Here is a 22,527-nt window from a genome sequence, read left to right as displayed (position 1 = left end):
GCTGTCGGTGTGATAGTCACGACACCATGACAACTGGGCAGCTCCACCGCAGTTTCACAGCTGATCTCGATGTCGAGACGTTGTACAACATCCTGCGATTGCGTGTGGATGTGTTCGTCGTCGAACAGTCGTGTCCGTATCCGGAACTCGACGGTCGGGATCTCGAGCCCTCGACCCGTCAGCTCTGGGTGTCCGACGACGAGGGGCGTGTGGTCGCGACGCTGCGACTGATGGAGGATTCTGACGCTCCCGGCGACGGCGAGACATACCGGATCGGCCGTGTGTGCACCGCGCGTCCGCGCCGCGGCGAGGGTTTGACCGCTCGACTGATCGAGATGGCACTCGCCCAGGTCGGTGACGGCGCATGCCGCATCGAGGCGCAGAGCTATCTGATCGACATGTATGCCAAGTTCGGGTTCGTCGTCGACAGCGAGGAATACCTCGAGGACGGCATTCCGCACGTCTCGATGCTGCGGCCTGCCAGAAACGTATCCGCATGAGCGGCCGGCACTCCGCCACCGCGGTGCCTGCCGAGACGCCGGTGCGTTACCCGTTCAGTGCCGTCGTCGGTCAGGACCGATTGAAGCTGGCGTTGATGCTGTGCGCCGTGGCTCCCGGGATCGGCGGCGTGCTCATCCGCGGCGAGAAGGGCACCGCGAAGTCGACGATCGTCCGCGGGCTCGGCCCGCTCCTCGCGGAGCACGACGATCACTGGGGCATGTCGGAGGCTGTCGCCGATGCCTCGACGCGGCGGGGGAGGGTTGTCGAGCTCCCGATCGGAGCCACCGAGGATCGAGTGGTCGGCTCGTTGGATCTGACCGCGGTGCTGCGTGACGGCCAAGCGGTGTTCACGCCGGGGCTTCTGGCAAGGGCGGACGGCGGTGTGCTCTACATCGACGAGGTCAACTTGCTCGCCGATCATCTCGTCGACGTCCTACTCGACGCCGCCGCCAGCGGTCGCGTGACGATCGAACGAGACGGTGTCTCGCACACCCAGAACGCCGACTTCGTCCTCGTCGGCACGATGAATCCCGAAGAGGGAGAACTCCGTCCGCAGTTGCTCGACCGATTCGGACTCGCCGTCGACGTCACCGCCGCCCGGGATGTCGACGAACGCGTCGAGGTCGTCCGCCGCCGAATGGATTTCGATGCCGACCCGCAGGATTTCGTCGGAAGATACGCCGACGACGAGAAGAGCCTCTCCGAACGGATCGCCACCGCACGAGACCTGATCGATCGCGTCGAGATCAGTGACAGGGAGTTGCGACGCATCGCGGGCATCTGTGCCCACCTCGACGTCGACGGACTGCGTGGCGACATCGTGGTCGCCCGCACTGCTGCCGCGCATGCAGCTTTGCGCGGCGCGACGTCGGTCACCGAGGACGACGTGCGGGTCGGTGTGGAACTCGCACTCCCGCACCGGCGTAGGCGTGATCCGTTTGACGAGTCTGGCCTCGACGAGCAGCAACTCGACGACGCCCTCTCCGCTGGAGACGAGGCTGCCGGGCCCCCAGAAGAACCCGATCACGACCCGGACGGCCCCGGCGGTGGGTCGACGCCGGACCAGCACGAGGAGTCGATCGACCCACCCGACGACGCGGGTCAGCACCAGGATTCCGGACAGCACGATCCCGGACAGCAGGATTCAGGACCGCAGGATTCCGGGACCGAGGAGTCGCAGACGAATCAGGCGCCCGGCGGCCCGATGTTCGGTACCACCGCAACCGCAAGCGGTACCCGTGTGCGGCGACTACGCGCAGACGGCATCGGAGATGGCGATCCGGGTAAGAGGTCGCGTGCACGCAGCCGTCGCGGACACACCGTGGCCGACACCGACTTCACTTCAGGTGGTGCGGTCCATCTCTTCGGGACCGTGCTTCGAGCGGCGGGCCGTTCGGTGGACGCGTGCACCGCGGGGACACGTCGGCTCGTGGTGTCACCGTCCGATCTGCGTGGGGCGCAACGGATCGGCCAGGAAGGCAACCTGGTCGTCTTCGTCGTCGACCTCAGTGGTTCGATGACGGCACGCAAGCGGCTGACGGCCGTCACCAGGATCTGCGTCGACCTGTTGCGTGACTCCTACACCAGACGTGACCGGGTCGCAGTGGTCATCGCACGAGGTTCACGTGCCGAACTCGCCGTGCCGCCGACGAAGTCGGTCGACATCGCGGTGCGCCGTCTCGCCGACGTCCGGACCGGTGGCCGAACTCCTCTGGCGGAGGGGCTGATCGAGGCGCAGCACGTCATCGAGCGGGCCGGCCGGGCCGAGCCGCGGCGACGAGCGCTGATGGTGGTCTTGACCGACGGACGTGCCACGTCTGGAACCGACGCCTCGTCCCGCGCAGCGGCCGCAGCCGACCGTATCCGCCGCCACGGCATCGACAGTGTCGTCGTCGACTGCGAGCAGGGGAGGATTCGCCTCGGGCTCGCCGCAGACCTCGCGATGCGTTTGGGCGCGCAGACGCTGCGGATGGACGAGCTGTCCGCGTCGGCGCTGTCGACATCGGAACGCGATCGCCGTCCACCGCGTGCCCCGGCCGCTTGATCCACGACGACGAGGAGAGTCACTGTGCCACAGGGTGTTCCGCAGACGGTTCCCGACGACGGACTGACCACCCGGCAGCGTCGGAATCTGCCGGTGCTCGCTGTGCACACCGGTGACGGCAAGGGGAAGTCGACTGCGGCTTTCGGTATGGCCATGCGGGCATGGAATGCGGGCTTGAGTGTCGCGGTGTTCCAGTTCGTCAAGAGTGCCAAGTGGCGCGTCGGTGAGGAGTCGGCATTGACGGCGCTGGGCGACCTACACGAGACGACAGGTGTCGGTGCACCCGTCGAATGGCACAAGATGGGACAGGGCTGGTCCTGGCTGCGTGCGAACGCCGATGCAGACGCCGACCACGCTGCTGCCGCCCGTGCCGGGTGGGCCGAGATCGCGCGACGACTCTCCGACGCGCAACACGACTTCTATGTGCTCGACGAATTCACCTACCCGCTCGATTGGGGGTGGGTCGACACCGACGAGGTCGTGCGCACACTCGTCGACAGACCGGGCCGTCAACACGTGGTGATCACCGGGCGTCGGGCTCCGACCGCCCTCGTCGACGCAGCAGATCTCGTGACGGACATGCACAAAGTCGCTCATCCCATGGACGCCGGACGCAAAGGCCAGAAGGGAATCGAGTGGTGACGTCCGCGAGGATCACCGCGTGAGCACCACGCCGACGGTCGTGATCGCCGCTCCGTCGTCGGGGAGCGGCAAGACCACCGTGAGCACCGGACTCATCGGCGCACTGCGTCGGGCCGGGCGGCGGGTGGCGCCGTTCAAGGTCGGGCCCGACTACATCGATCCCGGGTATCACGCGGTTGCTGCCGGACGTGTCGGCCGCAACCTCGACCCCAATCTCGTGGGAGCAGAACTCATCGGTCCGCTGTTCGCCGCGGGCTGTGCCGACGCCGACATCGCGGTGGTCGAGGGTGTCATGGGGCTGTTCGACGGCAGAATCACCGCCGACGACGTCGCTGACGCCGACCCGGTCGGGATGGGATCGACTGCGCACGTCGCGACGCTCCTCGACGCTCCGGTGGTGCTCGTCGTCGATGCCGCGGGCCACAGTCAATCGCTCGCCGCGCTGCTCCACGGCTTCGTCGGATACGAGCCGTCCATCCGGATCGCGGGAGTCATCCTCAACCGCGTGGGATCGCCGCGGCACGAATCGGTACTGCGACAGGCGTGCGCCCGCGTCGGGATGCGGGTGCTCGGCGTGCTGCGCCGAGACAATCGGCTGAGTGTACCCTCGCGCCACCTCGGCCTGATCCCGGCGGCGGAGAGGTCGACAGAAGCAGTCGACGCCGTCGCCGCCATGTCCGAGATGGTCGGCTCCGCCCTGGATCTGGAGGCGATCGTCGAGGTCGCCCGATCGGGCGGCCGAGTGACATCGGCTCCGTGGTCAGCGGCCGACGCCATCGATGACGTCGGTGAGCATGCCGCGACGACGCGTCCTGTCGTGGCGCTCGCCGCGGGCGCGGCGTTCACCTTCGGCTATGCCGAGCACACCGAGCTGCTGCGCGCTGCGGGTGCACAGGTGGTCGAGTTCGACCCACTGGTCGACCGCCTACCCGACCGCAGCGCCGGACTCGTCGTCGGGGGCGGCTTCCCCGAGGAGCACGCGGACCGGCTTGCGGCGAATCATGAACTGCGCGAGGACATTGCGACGCTGCACCGGGGCGGCGGTCCCGTGCATGGCGAATGCGCCGGGTTGCTGTACCTGACGAGAGAGCTCGATCAGCGCCCGATGGCCGGTGTGATCGACGCCGTCGGCCGGTTCGGTCCCTCGCTCACGCTCGGCTACCGGGACGCGGTCGCGGTGTCGGATTCGGTGCTCTATCGCGCGGGGGAACGGGTGACCGGACACGAATTCCACCGCAGCGTCGTCGAACTCGCCACGGCCACGCCCGCGTGGGCCTGGCGTGACCATCACGGTGTGCCACGCACCGACGGCATCGCCGCGACCAACGTGCACGCGTCGTATCTGCACGTCCATCCCGCGGCGGTCCCGGCGGCCATCGCCAGATTCGTGCGGGCCTGCGAACGGAAGGAGTCGTGATGTCGGAGAGTTCGATCGCCCGGGTGCTCGACATCCTGCGCGAGCACGGTGTCGACGATCCGGCGATTCTGCGCGATCTGCTCGAGGCCGTGCTCGTCGTCGGCCAGGGACTCGACCTCGACGAGGCGCTGCAACGCATCGTGGAGGTCGCGGTCGGCGTGGTCGACGCACGCTACGGCGCGCTGGGTGTTCGCGGTCCCGACGGCGGATTGTCGGAGTTCGTGTACACCGGGATCACTCCCGCCGAGAGGTCGGCGATGGGCTCGCTGCCGGTCGGTAAGGGAGTGTTGGGGGTGTTGATCAACGATCCACACATCCTGCGGATCCCCGATCTCGCGAAACATCCTGCCTCGGTGGGCTTCCCACCGAATCATCCGCCGATGACCACATTTCTCGGCGCACCGATCATCATTCGCGGTTCCAACTTCGGTCGCATCTACCTCACCGAGAAGCGCTCCGCGGACGAGTTCACCCCCCTCGACGAAGCGCTGATCGCCGTCCTGGCGGTGGCCGCGGGAATCGCCGTCGACAATGCCCAGTTGTTCGAGACGTCACGCACGAGGCAGCGGTGGATGCAGGTACTCGTCCGCCGAGGGTCGGAGCCGCTGTCGGGAATCGCCCTCGAGGACACGCTGTCTCGCATGTGCACCGACGTCGCGGAACTGGTGGGCGCGACGGACGTCTTCATCGTGTCCGCGGCGAGCGACATCGGTTCAGTGAGCAACGTCGGTTCAGTGGGCGACGTCGGCTCCGCGGGGGAGACGGCAGGCGGCGGTGACGAGGTCGTGCTCAGCGGGCACACCGGCGCGGCGTTCGACATCGATCCGGCCGACTTCTCGGCGCCGGAGGGATCGGAGATGTCGGTCGTGCCGATTGCCGAGATCTCTGACTCCCTGGCCCGGCGAGGTGCTCGCTGGGCGACGGTTCAGCCATTGCAACGCGCCTCGGGCGCGTTCGGCTGGATCGTGATCACGCAGCCCGACCGACCGCTGTGGAAGTCCGAGGAGGCGTCGGGTCTCGCCGGTGTCGCCGAGGTGGCCTCGCTGGCCATGGTCTACGCGGAGCAACAACAGGTGGCGCGCGACCTCGAGGTGCTGTCGGACCGACATCGAATCGCCCGCGACCTGCACGACCACGTGATCCAGCGACTGTTCGCGATCGGGATGTCGATTCAGACGATGCTCGCGGCGGGCGGTGGTGCGGCCCGCGTCGACGACACCGCACGCGCCGAGCGACTCGAACAGGTGATGACCGACCTCGACCGCACGATCGCGCAGATCCGCACCTCGATCTTCGACCTACAGACGGTGCCCGGCCACCACGACTCCGCGACGTTGCGTCGACGTATTCTCGACATCGTGTCGGAGCTGTCGGTCCATGCCCCGATTGCGCCGAGCGTGCAGTTCAGTGGCCCGGTGGACACCGTCGTACCCGACGCGCTCGGTCCGCACATCGATGCGGTGATGCGCGAAGGGCTGTCGAATGCGTTGCGGCACGCCCACGCCGAACACATATCGGTGTCGGTCAGCGCCGACGACGTGCTGTCGGTGGAGATCACCGACGACGGTGTGGGGATCGGCACGGACGTGACCTACCGCGGACTGGAGAACCTGACGAGGCGCGCCGAGGAATGCGATGGGACGTTCACCGTCGTCACCAACCCGCGTGTGGCGGCGGGCCGGCCGTCGGGGACGACACTCACCTGGTCGGTGCCGCTTGCGTAGCCGGGTCTGCAGCGCTCAGGCCTTACCGTCGCGGATCTTCGTGGCCATCACGGCAACCTGGGTACGCCGCTGCATGTCGAGCTTCGCCAGGATGCGCGAGACGTAATTCTTGATCGTCTTCTCCGCCAGGAACATTCGCTGTGCGATCTGTCGGTTCGTCAGTCCCTCGCCGATCAGGTTGAAGACCTCGCGCTCCTGATTGGTGAGTTCGGCGAGCGGGTCGGACGGCTTGTTCTTTCCGTCGCGCAGTTTGGCCAGCAGTGCGGCCGTCGAGCGGTCGTCGAGAAGCGAGCCGCCCCGTCCGACGGTGCGCACCGCGGCGATCAGGTTGTGCCCGAGGATCTGCTTGAGCACGAAACCGGATGCGCCCGCGAGTACCGCGGCGAGCAATGCGTCGTCGTCGGCGTAGCTCGTGAGCATGAGGCAGCGGACCTCGGGCTCGGCGGCGCGCACATCCCGGCAGAGTTCGACACCGTTGCCGTCGGGGAGTCGGACGTCGAGAACGGCGACGTCGGGCTTGGCGGCGAGAATGCCCACGCGGCCTTCGCCGACCGATGCGGCTTCACCCACGACCTCGATGTCGTCTGCGGTGCTGAGCAGGTCACGAAGACCTCGACGCACGAGCTCGTGATCGTCGACCAGATAGACGCGCACCGTCGACGCATCCGACGCGGGGGAGGTATGCGCGGCAGCATCTGATGACGGTTGACCTTCGGAGTGCATACGTCGAAATTACCGCAGGTCGCGTGCGAGTACGCGACGTCGGTCCCCACCCAGTCGGGACTTTGGGCTCACGCCGGGTCAGGGTACGGCGAGCAACAGTGAGTATCTGCCGGAGCCGCTTGTTCGGTCGGTGGCCGAGCACCTCCGGCACGCGCAGAGCGGCGCGCAGCGTCGACGACGAGATCGAGGAGAGACAGTGACAACCCTCATCGGGCCAGGAGTGAACGACACCGGGATGACCGGTTCGGATTTGCTGCGGGAGCTGCTTCCCGTGTGCGAGACCGAGGTCGAGCGGCACATGAAGATGACCAAGGACTGGCATCCACACGATTACGTCCCGTGGGACGAGGGACGCAACTTCGCCGCCCTCGGCGGTATCGACTGGGATCCCGAGCAGTCACAGCTCTCCGATGTGGCGAAGGCTGCGATGATCACCAATCTGCTCACCGAGGACAACCTTCCGTCGTATCACCGGGTCATCGCCGAGAACTTCTCACTCGACGACGCCTGGGGATTCTGGGTGGGCCGATGGACCGCAGAGGAGATGCGGCACTCGACGGTGATGCGCGACTATCTCGTCGTCACCCGCGGGGTCGATCCGGTGGAACTCGAAGAGACCCGGATGGCGCACATGACATCGGGGTTCAACCCGCTACCCGAAGACGACGGCCAGCGTGACCACAGCTTCGACATGCTGTTCGCGGTCAGCTACGTCAGCTTCCAAGAACTCGCGACGCGCGTCAGCCACCGCAACACCGGCAAGGCGTGCGGCGATCCGATCGCCGACCGTATGCTGCAGCGTGTCGCCGCGGACGAGAACCTGCACATGCTCTTCTACCGCAACATCGTCGCCGGAGCGCTCGACCTGGTGCCCGATCAGGCCATGTGCGCGATCTACAGCATCGTGTCGAACTTCCAGATGCCCGGCGCAACAATGCCCAACTTCCGTCGCAACGCCGTCCTGATCGCGAAGGGCGGCATCTACGATCTGCCCCAGCATCTTTCGGAGGTCGTGATGCCGGTGCTGCGCAAGTGGCGGATCTTCGAGCGCGACGACTTCGGGCCGCTCGGTGAGATGTATCGCGAGAAGCTCGCGGCCTATCTCGAGGAGATGAACGTCAAGGTCGAGAAATTCGAACGCGCTCGTGAACGTGCTCTCGAGCGAGAGGCCAAGAGGGCGAGGGCAGGGGCATGACCGTGATGGACAGCAGGCTCGCGTTGGCGATCTCGCCGGCGGACGACGGCGGACCCGGATGTGACGGTTGCTGTGGTTCGTGCGAGTCCGCGGTCCACGACGATCGTGAGGTCCCGGCCGGGTTCGACGATGCGATCGCGATGGCCGAGGCCGCCGCGCTGCACAACCCCACACGGTGGAACGAAATTCGCACTCACGCAAGCGATTCCGCTGTCGGTGAGTACTGCTCGTCGATGCTCCTCGGTGCGTTGTTGCAGTCTGCCGCGCATCGGCTCGGGGTGCCTGCCGCCGACGTCTGGTCGTATGTCCGACGGACCGGTGAGCTGCCCCTGTAGCCCTACCGCCGGTTGGGCGCGCGAGGGGTGGCCGGCCGCCGATAATGTTGAACGCATGCCGAACGACGACACGTCCACGCACGGGCACTATCTGGCCGGACTCGACCTACACGGCCGAAAGGTCGTCCTTGTCGGCGGCGGGTCGGTGGCGCAGCGTCGGCTCCCGAATCTCGTGGCCGCCGGTGCGCGGGTCGAGGTGGTGGCCCTCGATCCGACCCCTGCCGTCGAGTCCTTTCCCGGGATCGTCGTGCACAAGCGAGCCTATGTCGACGGCGATCTCGACGGGGCCTGGTATGCCATGGCGTGCACCGACGATCCCGAGGTGAACGCCGCCGTCGTCGCGGAGGCCGAGCGTCGTCACACGTTCTGTGTGCGCGCCGACGAGGCCAGGTGGGGTAGCGCTGTCACGCCGGCCTCCGGTCGCCATCGCGACGTCCAGTTCGGTGTGCTGGCACACGGCGACCACCGCCAATCAGCCGCGGTGCGGGCCGCCATCTCTCGTGCCCTGGCCGATGGGTCGCTCGACGTCGACGACGCCCCTCATCCCCCAGGGGTCGCCCTGGTCGGTGGCGGACCCGGTGATCCTGACCTCATCACCGTGCGTGGTCTGAAACTCCTCATGGCGGCCGACGTGGTGGTCGCCGACAGACTCGCCCCTCCCGAACTGCTGGAATCCCTCGGCCCGCAGGTCGAGATCATCGACGCCGCGAAGGTGCCGTACGGCAGGGCGATGAAACAGGAGGCCATCAACGACGTCCTCGTCTCGCGAGCCAGAGAGGGCAAGTTCGTCGTGCGTTTCAAGGGCGGCGACCCCTATGTTTATGGTCGCGGCTTCGAGGAGCTGCAGGCGTGTGTCGCGGCAGGCGTGCCTGTCGTGGTCGTGCCCGGAATCACCAGCCCAATCTCGGTGCCCAGCGCGGCAGGCATACCGGTGACTCACCGTGGGGTCACCCACGAGGTGGTCATCGCCTCGGGCCACGTCCGACCCGACCACCCCGATTCGCTCATCGACTGGTCGGTCCTGGCTCGGCTGCGCGGAACCCTGGTCCTGATGATGGCCGTCGAGCGGGTCGCGGTCTTCGCCGACGCCCTGCTCGCGGGCGGGAAGCCCGCCGACACGCCCGTCGCGATGATCGAGAACGGCTCGCTACCCACGCAACGGCTGATCCGCACCGACCTGGCGCACGCGGGAGAGACCGCCGACCGCGAGGGGTTGCGGCCACCGGCGATCGTCGTGATCGGAGAAGTCGCAGGCTTCACCGACGCGGAGCAGATCGCGGCGTTCGGGGAGCTGGGTCGGCCTCACGTGGCAGACGGGCCTCGATCGGCAGAAGGGGCGCGGTCGGCGGGGAGGTAGGACCGCCGTGCAGCTGCTATCCGCCAACGGGAATTGGCACATACGCGCAGGAGCGCGGTAGCGTCGAATCCTATGTCGACACCAGGGCAAGCACACCGGCTGGATCTCTCGGCCGGGGCGTCGAACGCGAGTAACGATGTGTATCGACCCGTGTTCGGTCTGGCGATCCTCGTCCTGTCCGGAATGCAACTGCTGATGGTGCTCGACGGCACCGTCGCCGCCCTTGCGCTGCCGAAGATCCGCGATTCGCTACACCTGTCCGAATCCGGCGCCAACTGGATCATCAGCAGCTATGTTCTCGCGTTCGGTGGGCTGATGCTGCTCGGAGGCCGCCTCGGCGACACCTTCGGGCGCAAGCGCATGTTCGTGATCGGAGTCGCGGCTTTCACTGTCACGTCGCTGCTGTGCGGCCTGGCGTGGGACGAGACGAGCCTCATCGTCGGCCGCGCGCTACAGGGCGCGTCGGCCGCCGTCGCCGCCCCCACCGCCATGGCTCTGGTCGCGACGACGTTCGCGCCCGGCAAGCCACGCAGTCAGGCGTTCGCGATCTATGCCGCGATGACCGGCATCGGTTCGGTCGCCGGTCTGATCCTCGGCGGTGTACTCACCCAGCTCTCGTGGCGCCTGGTGTTCCTGATCAACGTGCCGATCGGTCTGCTGGTGGCGGCCGGGGCCTTCTTCGTCTTACGCGAATCCCAGGGTGTTCGCCTGTCTCTCGACGTGCCGGGCGCGGTCTTGGCGACACTCGGATGCAGTTTGCTCGTCCTCGCCGTCAACGAGGGGCCGGACGGCTGGGGGCGACCCATCGTCGTGGGGTCGTTCATCGCGGGCGGTCTGGCACTGATCGCGTTCATCATCGTCGAACGCCGCGCGAGCAACCCGATCCTGCCGTTCGTGCTCTTCGACAATTCGAGTCGCGTCGCGGCGCTGGTGGCGATCTTCTTCGCCAGCATGATCATGATGTGCATGGCCGTGTTCATCTCGCTGTACCTCCAGGGGATTCTGAAGTACAGCCCTGTCCAAAGCGGTCTCGCGGTGGTCCCGTTCGCCTTCGGCCTCGGGATCGCGGCGGCGGTGGCGTCGAAGCTCGCACTGCACGTCCAACCGCGGTGGCTGGTGTTGGTGGGCGGCGCCATCATCCTGGCCGGATGCCTGTACGCGGCGTCGATCGCCACGAAGCAGCCCGCCTACTTCCCGAGCATCGCGATTCCTGTCGTCGTGATCGGCGTGGGCGTCGGGTTCGCGGTCATCCCATTGACGCTGTCGGTTGTCGCCGGTGTCGGACCCAACGAGATCGGACCGCTGACCGCGCTGGCCCAGGTCGCGCAGAACCTCGGTGGAGCGATCGGACTCGTCGCAGTCGGCGCCCTGGTGACCTCGCGTGCGCTTTCGCTCGGTGGTACGACAGCGCCCGTCGAAACGATGAATGCCGCCCAGCTCGACGCCCAGGCCAACGGCTACGGCTTGTCGTTTGCCTGCTGCGCAGGCATCGCGGTGATCGCGGCGGTCGTGGTGCTCTTCATGCGGTTCACGCCGGAGCAGGTCGCCGAGGGCCAGGCGGCGCAGGAAGCCGCCGATGCCGGACTCGACCCCGACCTCGCGCAGACGACGCAGCACGACTGACCTCGATCACGTGGCATCCCACAACCGCTGGTAGTAGTCCATGCGGTCCTGGTCGACGTCGACGCCGTATGCAGCGACGAGCGGTTTCTCCCAGCCGGGGCCGTAGTTCCACCGCGTACTCATCGCCGCGACGGCGATGTCTGCCCAGCGGTCGGCGACACCGAGACTCCCCAGATCGACGTACGCGGTCACCTCGCCCGGTGCGGACAACAGGAAATTCGGCGAACAGGCGTCGCCGTGACAGACGACCGCATGGTCGATCTCCGGGGCGTCGGCGGCAGTGACATCGACGTCGGTCCCGCGCGTTCGTGCGTCGGCGACGCGGTCGAGGGGCGACCATGTCCACGGACACGAGTCGACGGGCAGTGCGTCGTGTAGTCGTCGAAGACCTCGTCCCAACGCAGGGACGGTGACCTCCGGTGTGTGCAACCAGGGATCGATCACGGCCGAAACCCCGGGCGCGGCGGCCGTCAACAGCCATTCGGCGTCGTCGTCATGCCCGGAGTCGAGCACCGCGGGGCACCGGACGAACAGGGCGGCCCAGGCGAGTCTGCGGGCCTCGGCGTCCACCGATGCCTCAGGATCGAGGGGCTGCCACTTCAGATACCGAGCAGTGGGTCCGTCGCCGAGTCGGTAGGTGATGCCACCGAGGTCGTTGCGCCATACCGGGATGGCGAGACCGCCGTCGGAGTATGCCGCGACGATGTCGGGCGGTTCATGCGGGGGAACTGCAGCGGTCACCGGTGGTCTCAGTCGGTCAGGACGACGATCTCGCCGGGCTTCGGGATCTCGACGCGCTGGCCGGCGTCGGACAGGACTGCTGCGAGCGCGTTGATGTCGCGGACGGCGCGTCTGGTGCGGACCAGCTCGCGTGCCATGAGCCCCTTGTAGTGCTTGTTGAAGTGGCTCACCACTTTTCGGCTGCCGTCCGATGCCTCGGTCATGACGGTCGCGGTCACCGCCCCGGAGACCGGTCCGAGTTGCTGATACACCCCGGAACGGAGGTCGACGACGAAATCGTCGACGGCATCGAGCGCTGCGGTCAATTTGGGGCGCCAGACCGAGGCGAGCGTACCGAATCCGGGCAGTTTGGAACCGCCGGACAACCTGTAGGCGGGGATCAGATCACCGGCGCGAACGACGCCGAACAATGCAGACCCGATCGCGAGCCTGTCCGCGGCCTTCGCTTTGCCCGCCTTCGAAAGCGAGCCGTGGTCGAGGGCGTCGTAGAGCACCCCCGTGTAGCGCTCGATGGCCGGCCGGGTGGGGGAGAGCCAGAGGTCGGCGTTGCGGTCGACCTCGGCGAGCTGGGTTCGGCCGAGGCCGAGCGCTTTCATGCTGGCGTCGAGATCACCCGCGAGCTCGACGATCGCGTCGGCGATCTTCGTGCGGACCGGGGTGAGTTCGGCGAACGAGAGGGAGGCGAGGTCGAGAGGGGCGCCGGAACCACCGTCGGATTTGGTTTCCGATGGCGGGAGTATGACGAGCACGTCGAACACTGTATCGGCGGTGCGGACGTGACCGACAAGCGCGTTGCGGCGGCCGACTAGACTGATCGACCGTGATCACACGGATGTCGACGCTGTTCCTGCGTACGCTGCGCGATGACCCGGCAGACGCCGAGGTTCCCAGCCACAAGCTCTTGGTCCGCGCTGGATACGTACGGCGTGTCGCGCCGGGTGTGTACAGCTGGCTTCCGCTCGGGTTGCGGGTGCTCAAGGCGGTCGAGAACGTAGTGCGCGAGGAGATGAACTCCATCGGCGCGCAAGAGATCCTGCTGCCGGCACTGCTGCCGCGTGAGCCGTATGAGACGACGGCGCGCTGGACCGAGTACGGCGACAATCTCTTCCGGGTCAAGGACCGCAAGGGCACCGACATGTTGCTCGGCCCGACGCACGAGGAGATCTTCGCGCAACTGGTCAAGAGCGAGTACTCGTCGTACAAGGATCTGCCGGTCATCCTCTACCAGATCCAGACGAAATACCGCGACGAGGAGCGGCCACGCGCAGGCATTCTCCGAGGCCGTGAGTTCGTCATGAAGGACTCCTACTCGTTCGACCTGGACGACGACGGGCTCAAAGCCTCCTACATCGCCCACCGCGACGCCTACCAGCGCATCTTCGCGCGGCTGGCGGTCAGGTATGTGATCGTCGCGGCGTCCTCGGGTGCGATGGGCGGAAGTGCGTCGGAAGAGTTCCTCGCCGAAAGCGAGGTCGGCGAGGACACATTCGTCCGGTGCCTGGAGTCGGGGTATGCCGCGAACGTCGAAGCGGTTGTCACGCCTGCACCCGAAGCGATCCCGTTCGACGGACTCGCTCCCGCGCAGGTCCACGAGACGCCCGACACCACGACGATCGAGACGCTCGTGGAGTGGGCCAACGACACGCTCGACGGTACCTACGACGCCGCGGACACACTCAAGAACGTGATGGTCAAGGTGCGCGAACCCGGCGGGGACTGGGAACTGTTGGGCATCGGCGTGCCGGGCAACCGCGAGGTCGACGTCAAACGGCTCGAGGCATCGCTCGAACCGGCAGAGGTGGAGTTGCTCACCGAGGCCGACTTCGCAGCCAACCCCTTCCTCGTGAAGGGATACATCGGTCCGAAGGCACTGGCCGAGAACGGTGTTCGGTATGTCGTCGATCCGCGGATCGTTGACGGTACCGCGTGGATCACCGGCGCCGACGAGCCCAACCGGCACGTCGTCGGCCTCGTGGCAGGTCGTGATTTCACGCCGGACGGGACGATAGAGGCAGCCGAGATCCTCGACGGCGACCTCTCGCCGGACGGCAAGGGGCCGCTGGTGGCCGCCAAGGGCATTGAGATCGGGCACATCTTCCAACTGGGCCAGAAGTACACCAACGCCTTCGAGGTGGACGTGCTCGGCGAGAGCGGAAAGCCCGTCCGACTCACCATGGGCTCCTACGGCGTCGGCGTCTCACGGTTGGTCGCGGTGATCGCCGAGCAACATCACGACGACAAGGGACTGCGCTGGCCCGCCGAGGTCGCCCCCTACGACGTGCATCTGGTGATCGCCAACAAGGACGAGGCGGCGATCGGCGGGGCGACGTCGCTGGCGGAGGAACTCGACGCCGAGGGGCTCGACGTACTGCTCGACGACCGCAAGTCGTCGCCGGGTGTGAAGTTCAAGGACGCAGAACTGCTCGGCATGCCGATCGTGGTGGTGGTCGGTCGCGGCTACGCCAACGGTGTTGTCGAAGTCCGTGACCGCTTTACCGGCGACAGCGCGGAGGTGCCGGTCGACAACGCTGTCGCGACGATTGTCGCTGCCGCCCGCGGCTGACACCCAGACGAGTGAACGAAGCGGGCGCCCCCATACAGTCGTGGGGGCGCCCGCTTTCTCGTGCGTGCAGTTCAGGTCGTGACTACTTGAGCTGTCCCGCGACGATCTGATTCGCGAACTCCGGATGGCTGGTGAGCCACTCGCTGACTGCGCCGTCGGGGTTGTTGCCCTGGTACTTCTGCGTCATCAGGTTCTCCAGCTCCGACAGGTCGGCATCGGGGAGGACCAGGTTCTTGAACAATTGAGCAGCCTTGGGCGACTTCTCGTCGAAGCCCTTCGTCGCGAAGTTCCACAGGCCTTCCTTGCCGCCGAGTGCGCCCTTGGGGTCCTCGAGATCACGGATCTTGAAGGCCGAGTACGCCCAGTGCGGCTTCCACAGCGTGACGGCGACGTTGGTGTTGTCGGTCTCGGCCTTGCGGATCGAGGCGAGCATGGCCGCAGTCGAGGAGGTGGTGAAGTTCATTCCCTGCAGACCGTACGCCGGGATCACCTTGTCCTTGACGATCGCGGTCTCGCCCGCGCCGGGTTCGATTCCGACGAGCGTGTTGTTGTACTGGTCAGCCATCGTCTTCAGATCGCCGATCGACTTCGCGGGCGACGAATCATTGACCGCGATGGTCAATTTCGCGTTGTCGTACCAACATCCGAGTGCGGTGAGCTGGTCTCCGTACCGGTTGATGTATGTCTTGTGCGTCGACGGCAGCCACACGTCTGTCAGAACGTCCACGTCGCCCTTCGACGCCGCAGTGAATCCGGCTGCTGCATCCAGCGTCTTGACGTTGGCCGTGTAGCCGTTCTTCTCGAGGATGTTCTTCATCAGATACGCAGTCGCCGTCGACTCGTCCCAGCCGCTGAAGGCGCCGATGGTGACGTCCTTGTCGTTGCCCTCGCCGAGGTCGCCTGCGGCCGCTTTGCCCTCAGTGAGCGAGCAGTTCGCGTACTTCGAGGCGATGTCGTTGGTGGCGCTCGCCGTGCCTCCCGTGCCGCTGTCGGAGTTGGAGTTCGAGGCGCCGCACCCGGTGAGTGCGACCGCACCCACAGCGACGGCCGCCGCGAGAACACCGAGCCTTCTCGTCAACTTCGTCATGGTTTCCTACCTACTTTCACTACTACTTCGTGGGTTTCAGGAGGTGACCGCACGTCCGCGGTTGCCGATTGCCGAGCTGAGGCGGTCGAGGTAGACGGCGATGATCACGACCGCCAGCCCCGCTTCGGCGCCCAGCGAGAGGTTCAGTGTCTGCAGTGCCTGATTCACCTGGCCGCCGAGTCCGCCCGCTCCGGCGAAGCCTGCGATGACCACCATCGACAGCGCCAGCATGATGACCTGGTTGACGCCGGCCATGATTGTCGGCATCGCCAGTGGGATCTGGATCTGACGCAGGATGCGGGCATCGCTCGACCCGAATGCCTTTCCGGCTTCGACAACCTCCGGGTCGACCTGACGAATAGCCAACTCCGTCAATCGGATTCCCGGCGGGATCGCGAACACCAGTGTGGACACGACGCCGGGTGTCGGCCCGATGCCGAACACGATGATCACCGGGACCAGGTACACCAGCCCGGGCAGAGTCTGCATCAGGTCGAGGATCGGCCGGACGATCGCCGACACCACCCGGTTGCGCGCGGCGAGAATGCCGATCGGTATCGCGATGATCAACGCGATGATCACCGCCACGAGAACCAGGGAGATCGTGCTCATCGAATTGTTCCACTGGTCGAATGCCCTGATCAGATAGAAACCGACAACGGTGAACAGGGCGAGCTTCCACCCTCGACGCCATCCGGCGGCCACCAGCGCCAGCAGCGCGAAGACGATGATCATCACGTAGTAGGGCGGGCTGGACAGCACGGTGTCGAATGCGTCGTAGAGACCTGTGACCGCGGTCTTGATCGCATCGAACAGCCAGGTCGCGTGCTGGGTCAACCAATCGAATGCGCTCTCGACCCAGTCGCCGACGTGGATGCGCGGATTGAGGAAACTCACGGGTTCTCCTCTCCACGCTCGTCGTCGGATTGCAGGGTGTCGGCGTCACGGGTGGGCGCCTGAGCGGTCGGTTCGGTCGTGGTCGTGTCCGGTGGGGGAGCAAGAGCCGCCAGTAGTCCGACCCGCGGTACGACGCCGCGCAGGCGGCCGTCGTCGTCGGTGACGACGAGCGGCACCGGGGATTGTGCCGACGGCGCGAAGAGTTCGGCGACCGGTGTCGACTCGGACACCCGCACCATCGATTCCGTGCGGATCAACGGGGCGAGGTCGGGGACGTCGGCTTTCACCGCGGCGACGGCGTCTGCGTCTGTCACGTACCCGCGGAGGCGACCACGTTCGGTCACCAGCACGCCGGAGGTCTGCTTCGCCCGCATCTCGTTGATCGCTCCACGGGGGCCAGCGGTGATGGGCACGACCGCGGCCGCGGGCTCCATCACCGTGCCGGCGGTCAGTACGCGGGTGCGGTCGACCTCCGAGATGAACTTGGCGACATAGTCGTTCGCGGGATCGGTGAGGATTTGTTCCGCGGTGCCGATCTGCACGATCCGCCCCGACCGCATCACGGCTATGCGGTCACCGACGTACATCGCCTCGTTGAGGTCGTGGGTGATGAACACGATGGTCTTGCCCAGATCCGACTGCAGTTCGACCAATTGATCCTGCATCTCCCGCCGGATGAGCGGGTCGAGCGCGGAAAACGCCTCGTCCATCAGCAGGATGGGGGTCTCGGTGGCGAGGGCGCGGGCCAATCCGACGCGCTGCTGCATGCCGCCCGACAACTGGCTCGGATATCGGTCGCCCCAGCCGCGCAGGCCGACGACGTCGAGCCAGTGGTCGGCGCGTTCGAGCCGCTCGGCCTTGGGTAACCCCTGCTCTTTCAGGCCGTAAGCTGCATTTTCGCGAACGGTGCGGTGGGGCAGGAGGGCGAAATGCTGGAACACCATCGAGACCGAGGTGCGACGGATTTCACGTAGTCGTTTGTCCGAGACCGCCGCGAGGTCGGTGTCGCCGATCAGCACGGAGCCGGATGTGGGTTTCCAGAGTCCGTTCAAGGTTCGGATGAGGGTCGACTTGCCCGATCCGGACAGGCCCATCACCACGAAGATCTCTCCGGCTGCAACGTCGAAGGTGGCATCGATGACGGCCGCGGTACCGAGTTCTTTCAGATCCTCGGGCGGTTCGCCTGCTTCGAGTCGCCTGACGAGCTCGGCGGGCCGTCGACCGAAGATCTTGTAGATGTGCTCGGCACGTATCGCCGTGGTCGGACCTGCGCCGGGCGAGACCCGTCGCGTTGCGAACTCACCACCGTGAGAGATGCTCACACTTCCCCCTCTTCAGCGGGCTTCAAGGCGTAACGAGCAAGCGCAGCGGTTCCGCGGTCACGGCATCGAACCCTCTTAGACACACTAATGGTCTCTGCCGGACAGTTCTTTACCTGGTGTTGGGAATACTGACTATGTGCTGTTGAGAGAGGTTATCCGGTTGTTGGTTGACACGCGTGGCTGAGTGTAAACGCCGACTCAGGCCGGTGTACCGGGAAACGCTACGGTCACCGGGCTCTGGCGGAGCGCCGCACGCCAGGTCGCCGCGCGCCCGGCGCACGCGGTGAGTTGCTCGACAGCGAGACGTCGTGCGGATTCGGTGTCGGCGCGCTCGAGGATCACCCGATACGCGGTGGCGCAGTCGTTTTCGGCCGCAAGCGCGACCTTCGCCGCACCGATCGAATCGGTGACGTCGGTCGGCAGCGTGTAGCCGGGTGACATGTCGGGTGGAGTGCTACCCGCCGCGGTGATGGCGGCGTTGACGGCGTCGCGAGCTGAGCGGTGGGCGGCCGCGTACTCGGCAACGGTGCCTCGACGCGCGGCCGAGACGAATGCTGTGATCATCCCGTAGGTGAAGATGGCGGCATTCTCGGCGTCGGTCGCCCCCGCGAGGGCATCGGTGGTGGCGCTCATGCCAGCTGTACCTCCAGCAGCGTCGCAACGGATGCGCTCACCGAGCCGCACAGCCCTGCCGAGTAGCCGTGCAGGGAGATCGCGGCGTCGTGAGCCGAGCGAGCCGACGCACTCAGTGCAGATCGCAGCTCGTCGATCGTTCCGTCGCTCGATGCCGTTGAGTTCGATGCCGTGGAGTCGGGCGTCGTGGAGTCTGGCGTCGTGGCGCCCGCTGAGGTCGGCGATGTGCCCGCGGAGGCAGGCGCCGCCGACGGTGACGGTGCGGTCGACAACTTCGCGGCGGTGGCGGAATCGAGACGCTCGACCTCTTGACCGAGCGCCGTGGCATGGGCGTCGCGCTGGTCGGCGACCACTCCGAGTGCTGCGCTGTACACGGGCGTGCGGGGTGCCAGCGAACGCGCCGCCGCGGCGTCGGCTCTCGCGGCCCGGGCAAGCGGAAGCAGCGCGGTGGCCGTGACCTCGTTGGGCGTCGGACCGCTGTCGCACGCACCGGCCGCGCCCACGACGAGGGCGCCCGCACCGAGAGCCAGTCCGCCGCGCAGGACGGTGCGCCGGTCAACGGATGTGCGCACCACGGGGGTGCGGCGCTCTGAGGTTGCTGGCTTCACCCGACACATGATGCCAGCCGGGTACTCCGGTTCGGTGCAGGCCGCCCCGACGTCGTGGGAGTTGGGGACGTCGTCGCACGAGTCCACGCAGTGGTCAGAACGGTGTCGTCGATCGACTAGAATGGGGAGCCGCTGAACGCGTCGGATCGGCATTCGCCGAGGACCTGCCCACACATGACGACAGACAAGTGATGACGAGAAGGGAGCGGTGATGAGCACTGACGCACAACGACTTCACGCGCTCGTCGCAACCTTCGTCGGGGAGCGTGGTTTCGATCTCGAGGACGTCACCGTCAAGCGGGGCGCGGACGGCGACGAGGTCGTCGTGGTCGTCGATCGCGACGAGGGAGGCTCGCTCGACGCTCTCGCCGACCTCAGCCGCGAACTGTCCGATGCACTCGACGGCGACCCTGCCTACTCGGACATCGACACGCTCGAGGTGACGTCGCCGGGCGTCGACCGGCCACTCACCACCGAGCGGCACTGGCGTCGCGCGGCAGGGCGCAAGGTGATCATCGACGTCGCAGGTGACGACGGACCGACCCGAGTGGTCGGCAGGATCGGTCCCCTGCACGACGGTCAGGTCGACATCGTGAGCAACGACCGCGGTCGATTCCGGGTGAGGGCCATCGGGCTCGACTCGGTTACACGGGCCGTCGTCGACGTCGACTTCTCCCGGCCCGGGGCTGCCGAGCTGCGCCTCTGCGGACTCGACGACGACGAGATCGCACGGCGTCGCGAGGCCGTCGCGTCATGACCGGCCGAACACATCCATAGCAATCGAACAATTCCATACCAGCCGACAAGTGAATAGGAGCGCCCGATGAACATCGACATCAACGCCTTGCGCATGATCGAGGCCGACAAGGGCATCTCGATCGACACCGTCATCACCGCGATCGAAACCGCATTGCTCACCGCCTACCGACACACCGACGGGTTCGCGCCGCACGCGCGTATCGACGTCAATCGCAAGACCGGAGCGGTCCGGGTCATGGCGCAGGAGGTCGACGACGACGGCATCGTCGTCCACGAGTACGACGACACTCCCGAGGGCTTCGGCCGTATCGCCGCCACCACCGCCCGTCAGGTGATCCTGCAGCGGCTCCGTGATGCGGAGAACGAGAAGAACTTCGGTGACTTCGTCACCCACGAGGGCGAGATCGTCGGCGGCGTCGTGCAGCAGGATGCTCGCGCCAATGCTCGCGGGATGATCGTGGTGCAGATCGGCAGCGACGCCAACAGCGCCGAGGGGATCATCCCTCCTGCCGAGCAGGTGCCCGGGGAGAGCTACCAGCACGGGGATCGGATCAAGTGCTACGTGGTGGGAGTCTCGCGCGGATCGCGTGGACCGCAGATCACGCTGTCGCGCACTCACCCGAACCTGGTGCGCAAGCTGTTCGCGCTCGAGGTGCCCGAGATCGAGGACGGCTCGGTGGAGATCGTCGCCGTGGCGCGCGAGGCCGGGCATCGCTCGAAGATCGCGGTCCACACAGGAGTGAGCGGACTCAATGCGAAGGGCGCATGCATCGGTCCGATGGGTCAGCGTGTGCGCAACGTGATGAGTGAACTGTCGGGGGAGAAGATCGACATCATCGACTACGACACCGACCCCGCGGTGTTCGTCGGCAACGCGTTGTCACCCGCGAAGGTCGTCTCCGTCGAGGTGATCGACGCAGCGCAGAAGGCGGCCCGCGTGGTGGTGCCCGATTACCAGTTGTCGCTGGCCATCGGCAAGGAGGGGCAGAACGCGCGACTCGCGGCCCGCCTGACCGGCTGGCGTATCGACATCCGGTCGGACGCCGACGACACTCCGCCCACGGCGCCTGCGCAGGCCCCGGGGGCCACCGCGGGGCCTGCGGGTCGATCGGGAACCGGGCGGGCGTGAGACGTACCGGTTGTCCAGTTCACCGCTCGGCGCGCTAGACTGATCGATGGTCATGCGAGTGCGGTCGGCTGTCCCTGACGGAGGCTCCTTCAACGGAGGATCTCCCGACGACGACAACCGACCCGGTCGGCGGAACGATCCTCCACAGGATCATTCTCCGCAAGGTCCGATCCGTATGTGTCTGGGATGTCGGCAGCGAGCCGGAATCACAGATCTGGTCCGCATCGTCGCCGCTCAGGGCGACGCCGGATCGAGGATCGTCGTCGATGTCGCGAAGACCATGCCGGGACGAGGTGCGTGGTTGCATCCGTCGGCGGACTGTGTGTCCGCCGCGGTGCGTCGGCGCGCATTCGCCTCGGCGTTGAGGAGTCCGGGGCTGGTCGTAGACCAGTCCGACCTCGAAGAAGTGCTGGTCACCCGCACGGGTGCCGGCACGGACGAGAGCGGCCCTAACGGGCCAGAACAGGTAGCAGAAGACATGAGCACACCGTGAAGTCACCACGATGAGCACGTATCGGACGTAATCCGAGGCCGTGGCGGGCAAGCCGCTCGGCCTCCAAGTGAGGAGAGCAGTGGCAGGCAAAGCCCGCGTGCACGAACTGGCCAAGGAACTCGGCGTGACGAGCAAACAAGTGCTCGAGCGTCTCAAGGAACAAGGCGAATTCGTCAAGTCCGCGTCGTCGACCGTCGAGGCCCCGGTGGCCCGTCGACTGCGCGAATCCTTCCCCGCAGCAAACGGGGGAGCAAGCAAGAACGATTCCACGAAATCGGCCGCACCCAAGCCGGGTACCGCGGCCCGTGACAGCAGTACCGCACCCAAGCCCGGCGCGGCACGCCCCGGCCCCAAGCCGGCGGCCCCCAAACCTGCGCCCGCAGCTCCAGCGCCTGCCGCCGCACAGTCGGCTCCGGCGCCTGCGCCCGCAGCCACACAACCCGCAGCGAAACCCGCCCCGTCGGCACCTACGCCGGCAGCGGCGCAGTCCTCGACGCCCGCACCCGCGGCCGCCCAGGCCTCTGCACCTGCGCCGGCAAGCCCGCGTCCCGGGCCCAAGCCCGGCCCACGTGCGCCTCGCGTCGGAAACAACCCGTACTCGTCGGCGCCCACACCCGCCCCGCGCCCTGCGGCGCCGCGGCCCGGTCCGGGCCAGGGCGGTCCCCGTCCCGGCGGTGGCCGACCAGCGCAAGGACGACCGGGTCAGGGCGCAGGACGCCCGGGTCCCGGCGGCG

22 protein-coding genes are annotated in these 22,527 nt (G+C 66.8%); 14 read left to right on the top strand and 8 right to left on the bottom strand.

Going from position 1 to position 22,527, the window contains the following annotated elements; genetic code table 11:
- Positions 1-26: 26 nt before the first annotated feature.
- From GOOTI_RS09580 to GOOTI_RS09560, 5 genes are read left to right on the top strand one after another with little or no spacing between them, the layout of a single operon-like run.
- A complete protein-coding gene (locus GOOTI_RS09580) occupies positions 27-500 on the top strand; it encodes a GNAT family N-acetyltransferase (RefSeq protein ID WP_007238385.1) in 474 nt (157 codons plus the stop codon).
- A complete protein-coding gene (locus GOOTI_RS09575; RefSeq protein ID WP_007238384.1) occupies positions 497-2,545 on the top strand; it encodes a VWA domain-containing protein in 2,049 nt (682 codons plus the stop codon). The genes GOOTI_RS09580 and GOOTI_RS09575 overlap by 4 nt, the downstream gene beginning before the upstream one ends.
- 24 nt (positions 2,546-2,569) lie before the next feature.
- Positions 2,570-3,187 (top strand): cob(I)yrinic acid a,c-diamide adenosyltransferase, encoded by a 618-nt coding sequence (gene cobO, locus GOOTI_RS09570; protein ID WP_007238383.1) that lies wholly within the window; start codon positions 2,570-2,572, stop codon positions 3,185-3,187.
- 19 nt (positions 3,188-3,206) lie between these two features.
- The gene (locus GOOTI_RS09565) at positions 3,207-4,604 is read left to right on the top strand and encodes a cobyrinic acid a,c-diamide synthase CobB (protein WP_007238382.1); all 1,398 of its coding nucleotides are present in this window, start codon (positions 3,207-3,209) and stop codon (positions 4,602-4,604) included.
- The gene (locus GOOTI_RS09560) at positions 4,604-6,328 is read left to right on the top strand and encodes a GAF domain-containing sensor histidine kinase (protein WP_007238381.1); all 1,725 of its coding nucleotides are present in this window, start codon (positions 4,604-4,606) and stop codon (positions 6,326-6,328) included. Before GOOTI_RS09565 ends, GOOTI_RS09560 begins: the two co-directional genes overlap by 1 nt.
- Before the next feature lie 15 nt (positions 6,329-6,343).
- Here the strand turns inward: GOOTI_RS09560 and GOOTI_RS09555 are convergent, their stop codons facing one another.
- Positions 6,344-7,051: a response regulator gene (locus GOOTI_RS09555; protein ID WP_007238380.1), complete on the bottom strand. Its 708-nt coding sequence runs from the start codon at positions 7,049-7,051 to the stop codon at positions 6,344-6,346.
- A gap of 196 nt (positions 7,052-7,247) precedes the next feature.
- Between GOOTI_RS09555 and GOOTI_RS09550 the strand changes: the two genes are divergently transcribed.
- From GOOTI_RS09550 to GOOTI_RS09535, 4 genes are all read left to right on the top strand, one after another.
- Complete coding sequence (locus tag GOOTI_RS09550) at positions 7,248-8,246, top strand: acyl-ACP desaturase (RefSeq protein WP_007238379.1); 999 nt, start codon at positions 7,248-7,250, stop codon at positions 8,244-8,246.
- Positions 8,243-8,581 (top strand): hypothetical protein, encoded by a 339-nt coding sequence (locus tag GOOTI_RS09545; RefSeq protein WP_007238378.1) that lies wholly within the window; start codon positions 8,243-8,245, stop codon positions 8,579-8,581. Before GOOTI_RS09550 ends, GOOTI_RS09545 begins: the two co-directional genes overlap by 4 nt.
- 55 nt (positions 8,582-8,636) lie before the next feature.
- Complete coding sequence (cobA, locus tag GOOTI_RS09540; protein ID WP_007238377.1) at positions 8,637-9,938, top strand: uroporphyrinogen-III C-methyltransferase; 1,302 nt, start codon at positions 8,637-8,639, stop codon at positions 9,936-9,938.
- A 72-nt stretch (positions 9,939-10,010) separates the two neighbouring features.
- Complete coding sequence (locus GOOTI_RS09535; protein ID WP_051997925.1) at positions 10,011-11,561, top strand: MFS transporter; 1,551 nt, start codon at positions 10,011-10,013, stop codon at positions 11,559-11,561.
- 6 nt (positions 11,562-11,567) lie between these two features.
- Here the strand turns inward: GOOTI_RS09535 and GOOTI_RS09530 are convergent, their stop codons facing one another.
- Both GOOTI_RS09530 and yaaA read right to left on the bottom strand, forming a co-directional pair.
- Positions 11,568-12,302: an aminoglycoside 3'-phosphotransferase gene (locus tag GOOTI_RS09530; protein WP_007238375.1), complete on the bottom strand. Its 735-nt coding sequence runs from the start codon at positions 12,300-12,302 to the stop codon at positions 11,568-11,570.
- Between the two features lie 8 nt (positions 12,303-12,310).
- On the bottom strand, positions 12,311-13,051 hold the full coding sequence (gene yaaA, locus GOOTI_RS09525; RefSeq protein WP_039993849.1) for a peroxide stress protein YaaA: 741 nt from the start codon (positions 13,049-13,051) through the stop codon (positions 12,311-12,313).
- Between the two features lie 83 nt (positions 13,052-13,134).
- Here yaaA and GOOTI_RS09520 point away from each other — a divergent pair, with 83 nt between their 5' ends.
- Entirely contained in the window at positions 13,135-14,865 is a 1,731-nt protein-coding gene (locus GOOTI_RS09520) for a proline--tRNA ligase (RefSeq protein ID WP_007238373.1), read from the top strand.
- An 82-nt stretch (positions 14,866-14,947) separates the two neighbouring features.
- Here the strand turns inward: GOOTI_RS09520 and GOOTI_RS09515 are convergent, their stop codons facing one another.
- The 5 genes from GOOTI_RS09515 to GOOTI_RS09495 all read right to left on the bottom strand — a co-directional run bounded on the left by GOOTI_RS09515 (position 14,948) and on the right by GOOTI_RS09495 (position 19,421).
- Positions 14,948-15,952, bottom strand: a complete 1,005-nt coding sequence (locus tag GOOTI_RS09515; protein WP_007238372.1) for a glycine betaine ABC transporter substrate-binding protein — start codon at positions 15,950-15,952, stop codon at positions 14,948-14,950.
- 36 nt (positions 15,953-15,988) lie between these two features.
- Positions 15,989-16,849 carry an ABC transporter permease gene (locus tag GOOTI_RS09510; RefSeq protein WP_007238371.1) on the bottom strand — a complete coding sequence of 287 codons (861 nt, stop codon included), beginning with the start codon at positions 16,847-16,849 and terminating at the stop codon, positions 15,989-15,991.
- Positions 16,846-18,165 (bottom strand): quaternary amine ABC transporter ATP-binding protein, encoded by a 1,320-nt coding sequence (locus tag GOOTI_RS09505; RefSeq protein WP_217997287.1) that lies wholly within the window; start codon positions 18,163-18,165, stop codon positions 16,846-16,848. Before GOOTI_RS09505 ends, GOOTI_RS09510 begins: the two co-directional genes overlap by 4 nt.
- Before the next feature lie 204 nt (positions 18,166-18,369).
- Positions 18,370-18,804 carry a ferritin-like domain-containing protein gene (locus GOOTI_RS09500; protein WP_007238369.1) on the bottom strand — a complete coding sequence of 145 codons (435 nt, stop codon included), beginning with the start codon at positions 18,802-18,804 and terminating at the stop codon, positions 18,370-18,372.
- Positions 18,801-19,421, bottom strand: a complete 621-nt coding sequence (locus tag GOOTI_RS09495) for a hypothetical protein (protein WP_039993848.1) — start codon at positions 19,419-19,421, stop codon at positions 18,801-18,803. Before GOOTI_RS09495 ends, GOOTI_RS09500 begins: the two co-directional genes overlap by 4 nt.
- 202 nt (positions 19,422-19,623) lie before the next feature.
- Here GOOTI_RS09495 and rimP point away from each other — a divergent pair, with 202 nt between their 5' ends.
- The 4 genes from rimP to GOOTI_RS25115 all read left to right on the top strand — a co-directional run.
- Positions 19,624-20,169 (top strand): ribosome maturation factor RimP, encoded by a 546-nt coding sequence (gene rimP, locus GOOTI_RS09490; protein WP_007238367.1) that lies wholly within the window; start codon positions 19,624-19,626, stop codon positions 20,167-20,169.
- 66 nt (positions 20,170-20,235) lie between these two features.
- A complete protein-coding gene (gene nusA, locus GOOTI_RS09485; RefSeq protein ID WP_007238366.1) occupies positions 20,236-21,300 on the top strand; it encodes a transcription termination factor NusA in 1,065 nt (354 codons plus the stop codon).
- A 175-nt stretch (positions 21,301-21,475) separates the two neighbouring features.
- Positions 21,476-21,793, top strand: a complete 318-nt coding sequence (locus tag GOOTI_RS09480) for a YlxR family protein (protein WP_007238365.1) — start codon at positions 21,476-21,478, stop codon at positions 21,791-21,793.
- A 79-nt stretch (positions 21,794-21,872) separates the two neighbouring features.
- On the top strand, positions 21,873-22,527 hold a 655-nt coding region (locus GOOTI_RS25115; protein WP_007238364.1), incomplete at its 3' end, for a translation initiation factor IF-2 N-terminal domain-containing protein.

Source organism: Gordonia otitidis NBRC 100426, assembly GCF_000248075.1.
GTDB classification, from domain to species: domain Bacteria; phylum Actinomycetota; class Actinomycetes; order Mycobacteriales; family Mycobacteriaceae; genus Gordonia; species Gordonia otitidis.
The sequence above is the reverse complement of the archived record's forward strand: the minus strand, read 5'-3'. Positions and strand labels throughout refer to the sequence as shown.

Excerpts from the sequence above, each read along its gene's own strand:
- rimP (WP_007238367.1), top strand. The coding sequence starts at position 19,624 with ATGAGCACTGACGCACAACGACTTCACGCGCTCGTCGCAACCTTCGTC.
- GOOTI_RS09515 (WP_007238372.1), bottom strand. The coding sequence starts at position 15,952 with ATGACGAAGTTGACGAGAAGGCTCGGTGTTCTCGCGGCGGCCGTCGCT.
- GOOTI_RS09520 (WP_007238373.1), top strand. The coding sequence starts at position 13,135 with ATGTCGACGCTGTTCCTGCGTACGCTGCGCGATGACCCGGCAGACGCC.
- GOOTI_RS09575 (WP_007238384.1), top strand. The coding sequence starts at position 497 with ATGAGCGGCCGGCACTCCGCCACCGCGGTGCCTGCCGAGACGCCGGTG.
- cobA (WP_007238377.1), top strand. The coding sequence starts at position 8,637 with ATGCCGAACGACGACACGTCCACGCACGGGCACTATCTGGCCGGACTC.
- GOOTI_RS09495 (WP_039993848.1), bottom strand. The coding sequence starts at position 19,421 with ATGTGTCGGGTGAAGCCAGCAACCTCAGAGCGCCGCACCCCCGTGGTG.
- GOOTI_RS09560 (WP_007238381.1), top strand. The coding sequence starts at position 4,604 with ATGTCGGAGAGTTCGATCGCCCGGGTGCTCGACATCCTGCGCGAGCAC.
- GOOTI_RS09535 (WP_051997925.1), top strand. The coding sequence starts at position 10,011 with ATGTCGACACCAGGGCAAGCACACCGGCTGGATCTCTCGGCCGGGGCG.
- GOOTI_RS09580 (WP_007238385.1), top strand. The coding sequence starts at position 27 with ATGACAACTGGGCAGCTCCACCGCAGTTTCACAGCTGATCTCGATGTC.
- GOOTI_RS09545 (WP_007238378.1), top strand. The coding sequence starts at position 8,243 with ATGACCGTGATGGACAGCAGGCTCGCGTTGGCGATCTCGCCGGCGGAC.
- GOOTI_RS09555 (WP_007238380.1), bottom strand. The coding sequence starts at position 7,051 with ATGCACTCCGAAGGTCAACCGTCATCAGATGCTGCCGCGCATACCTCC.
- GOOTI_RS09500 (WP_007238369.1), bottom strand. The coding sequence starts at position 18,804 with ATGAGCGCCACCACCGATGCCCTCGCGGGGGCGACCGACGCCGAGAAT.
- GOOTI_RS09480 (WP_007238365.1), top strand. The coding sequence starts at position 21,476 with ATGTGTCTGGGATGTCGGCAGCGAGCCGGAATCACAGATCTGGTCCGC.
- nusA (WP_007238366.1), top strand. The coding sequence starts at position 20,236 with ATGAACATCGACATCAACGCCTTGCGCATGATCGAGGCCGACAAGGGC.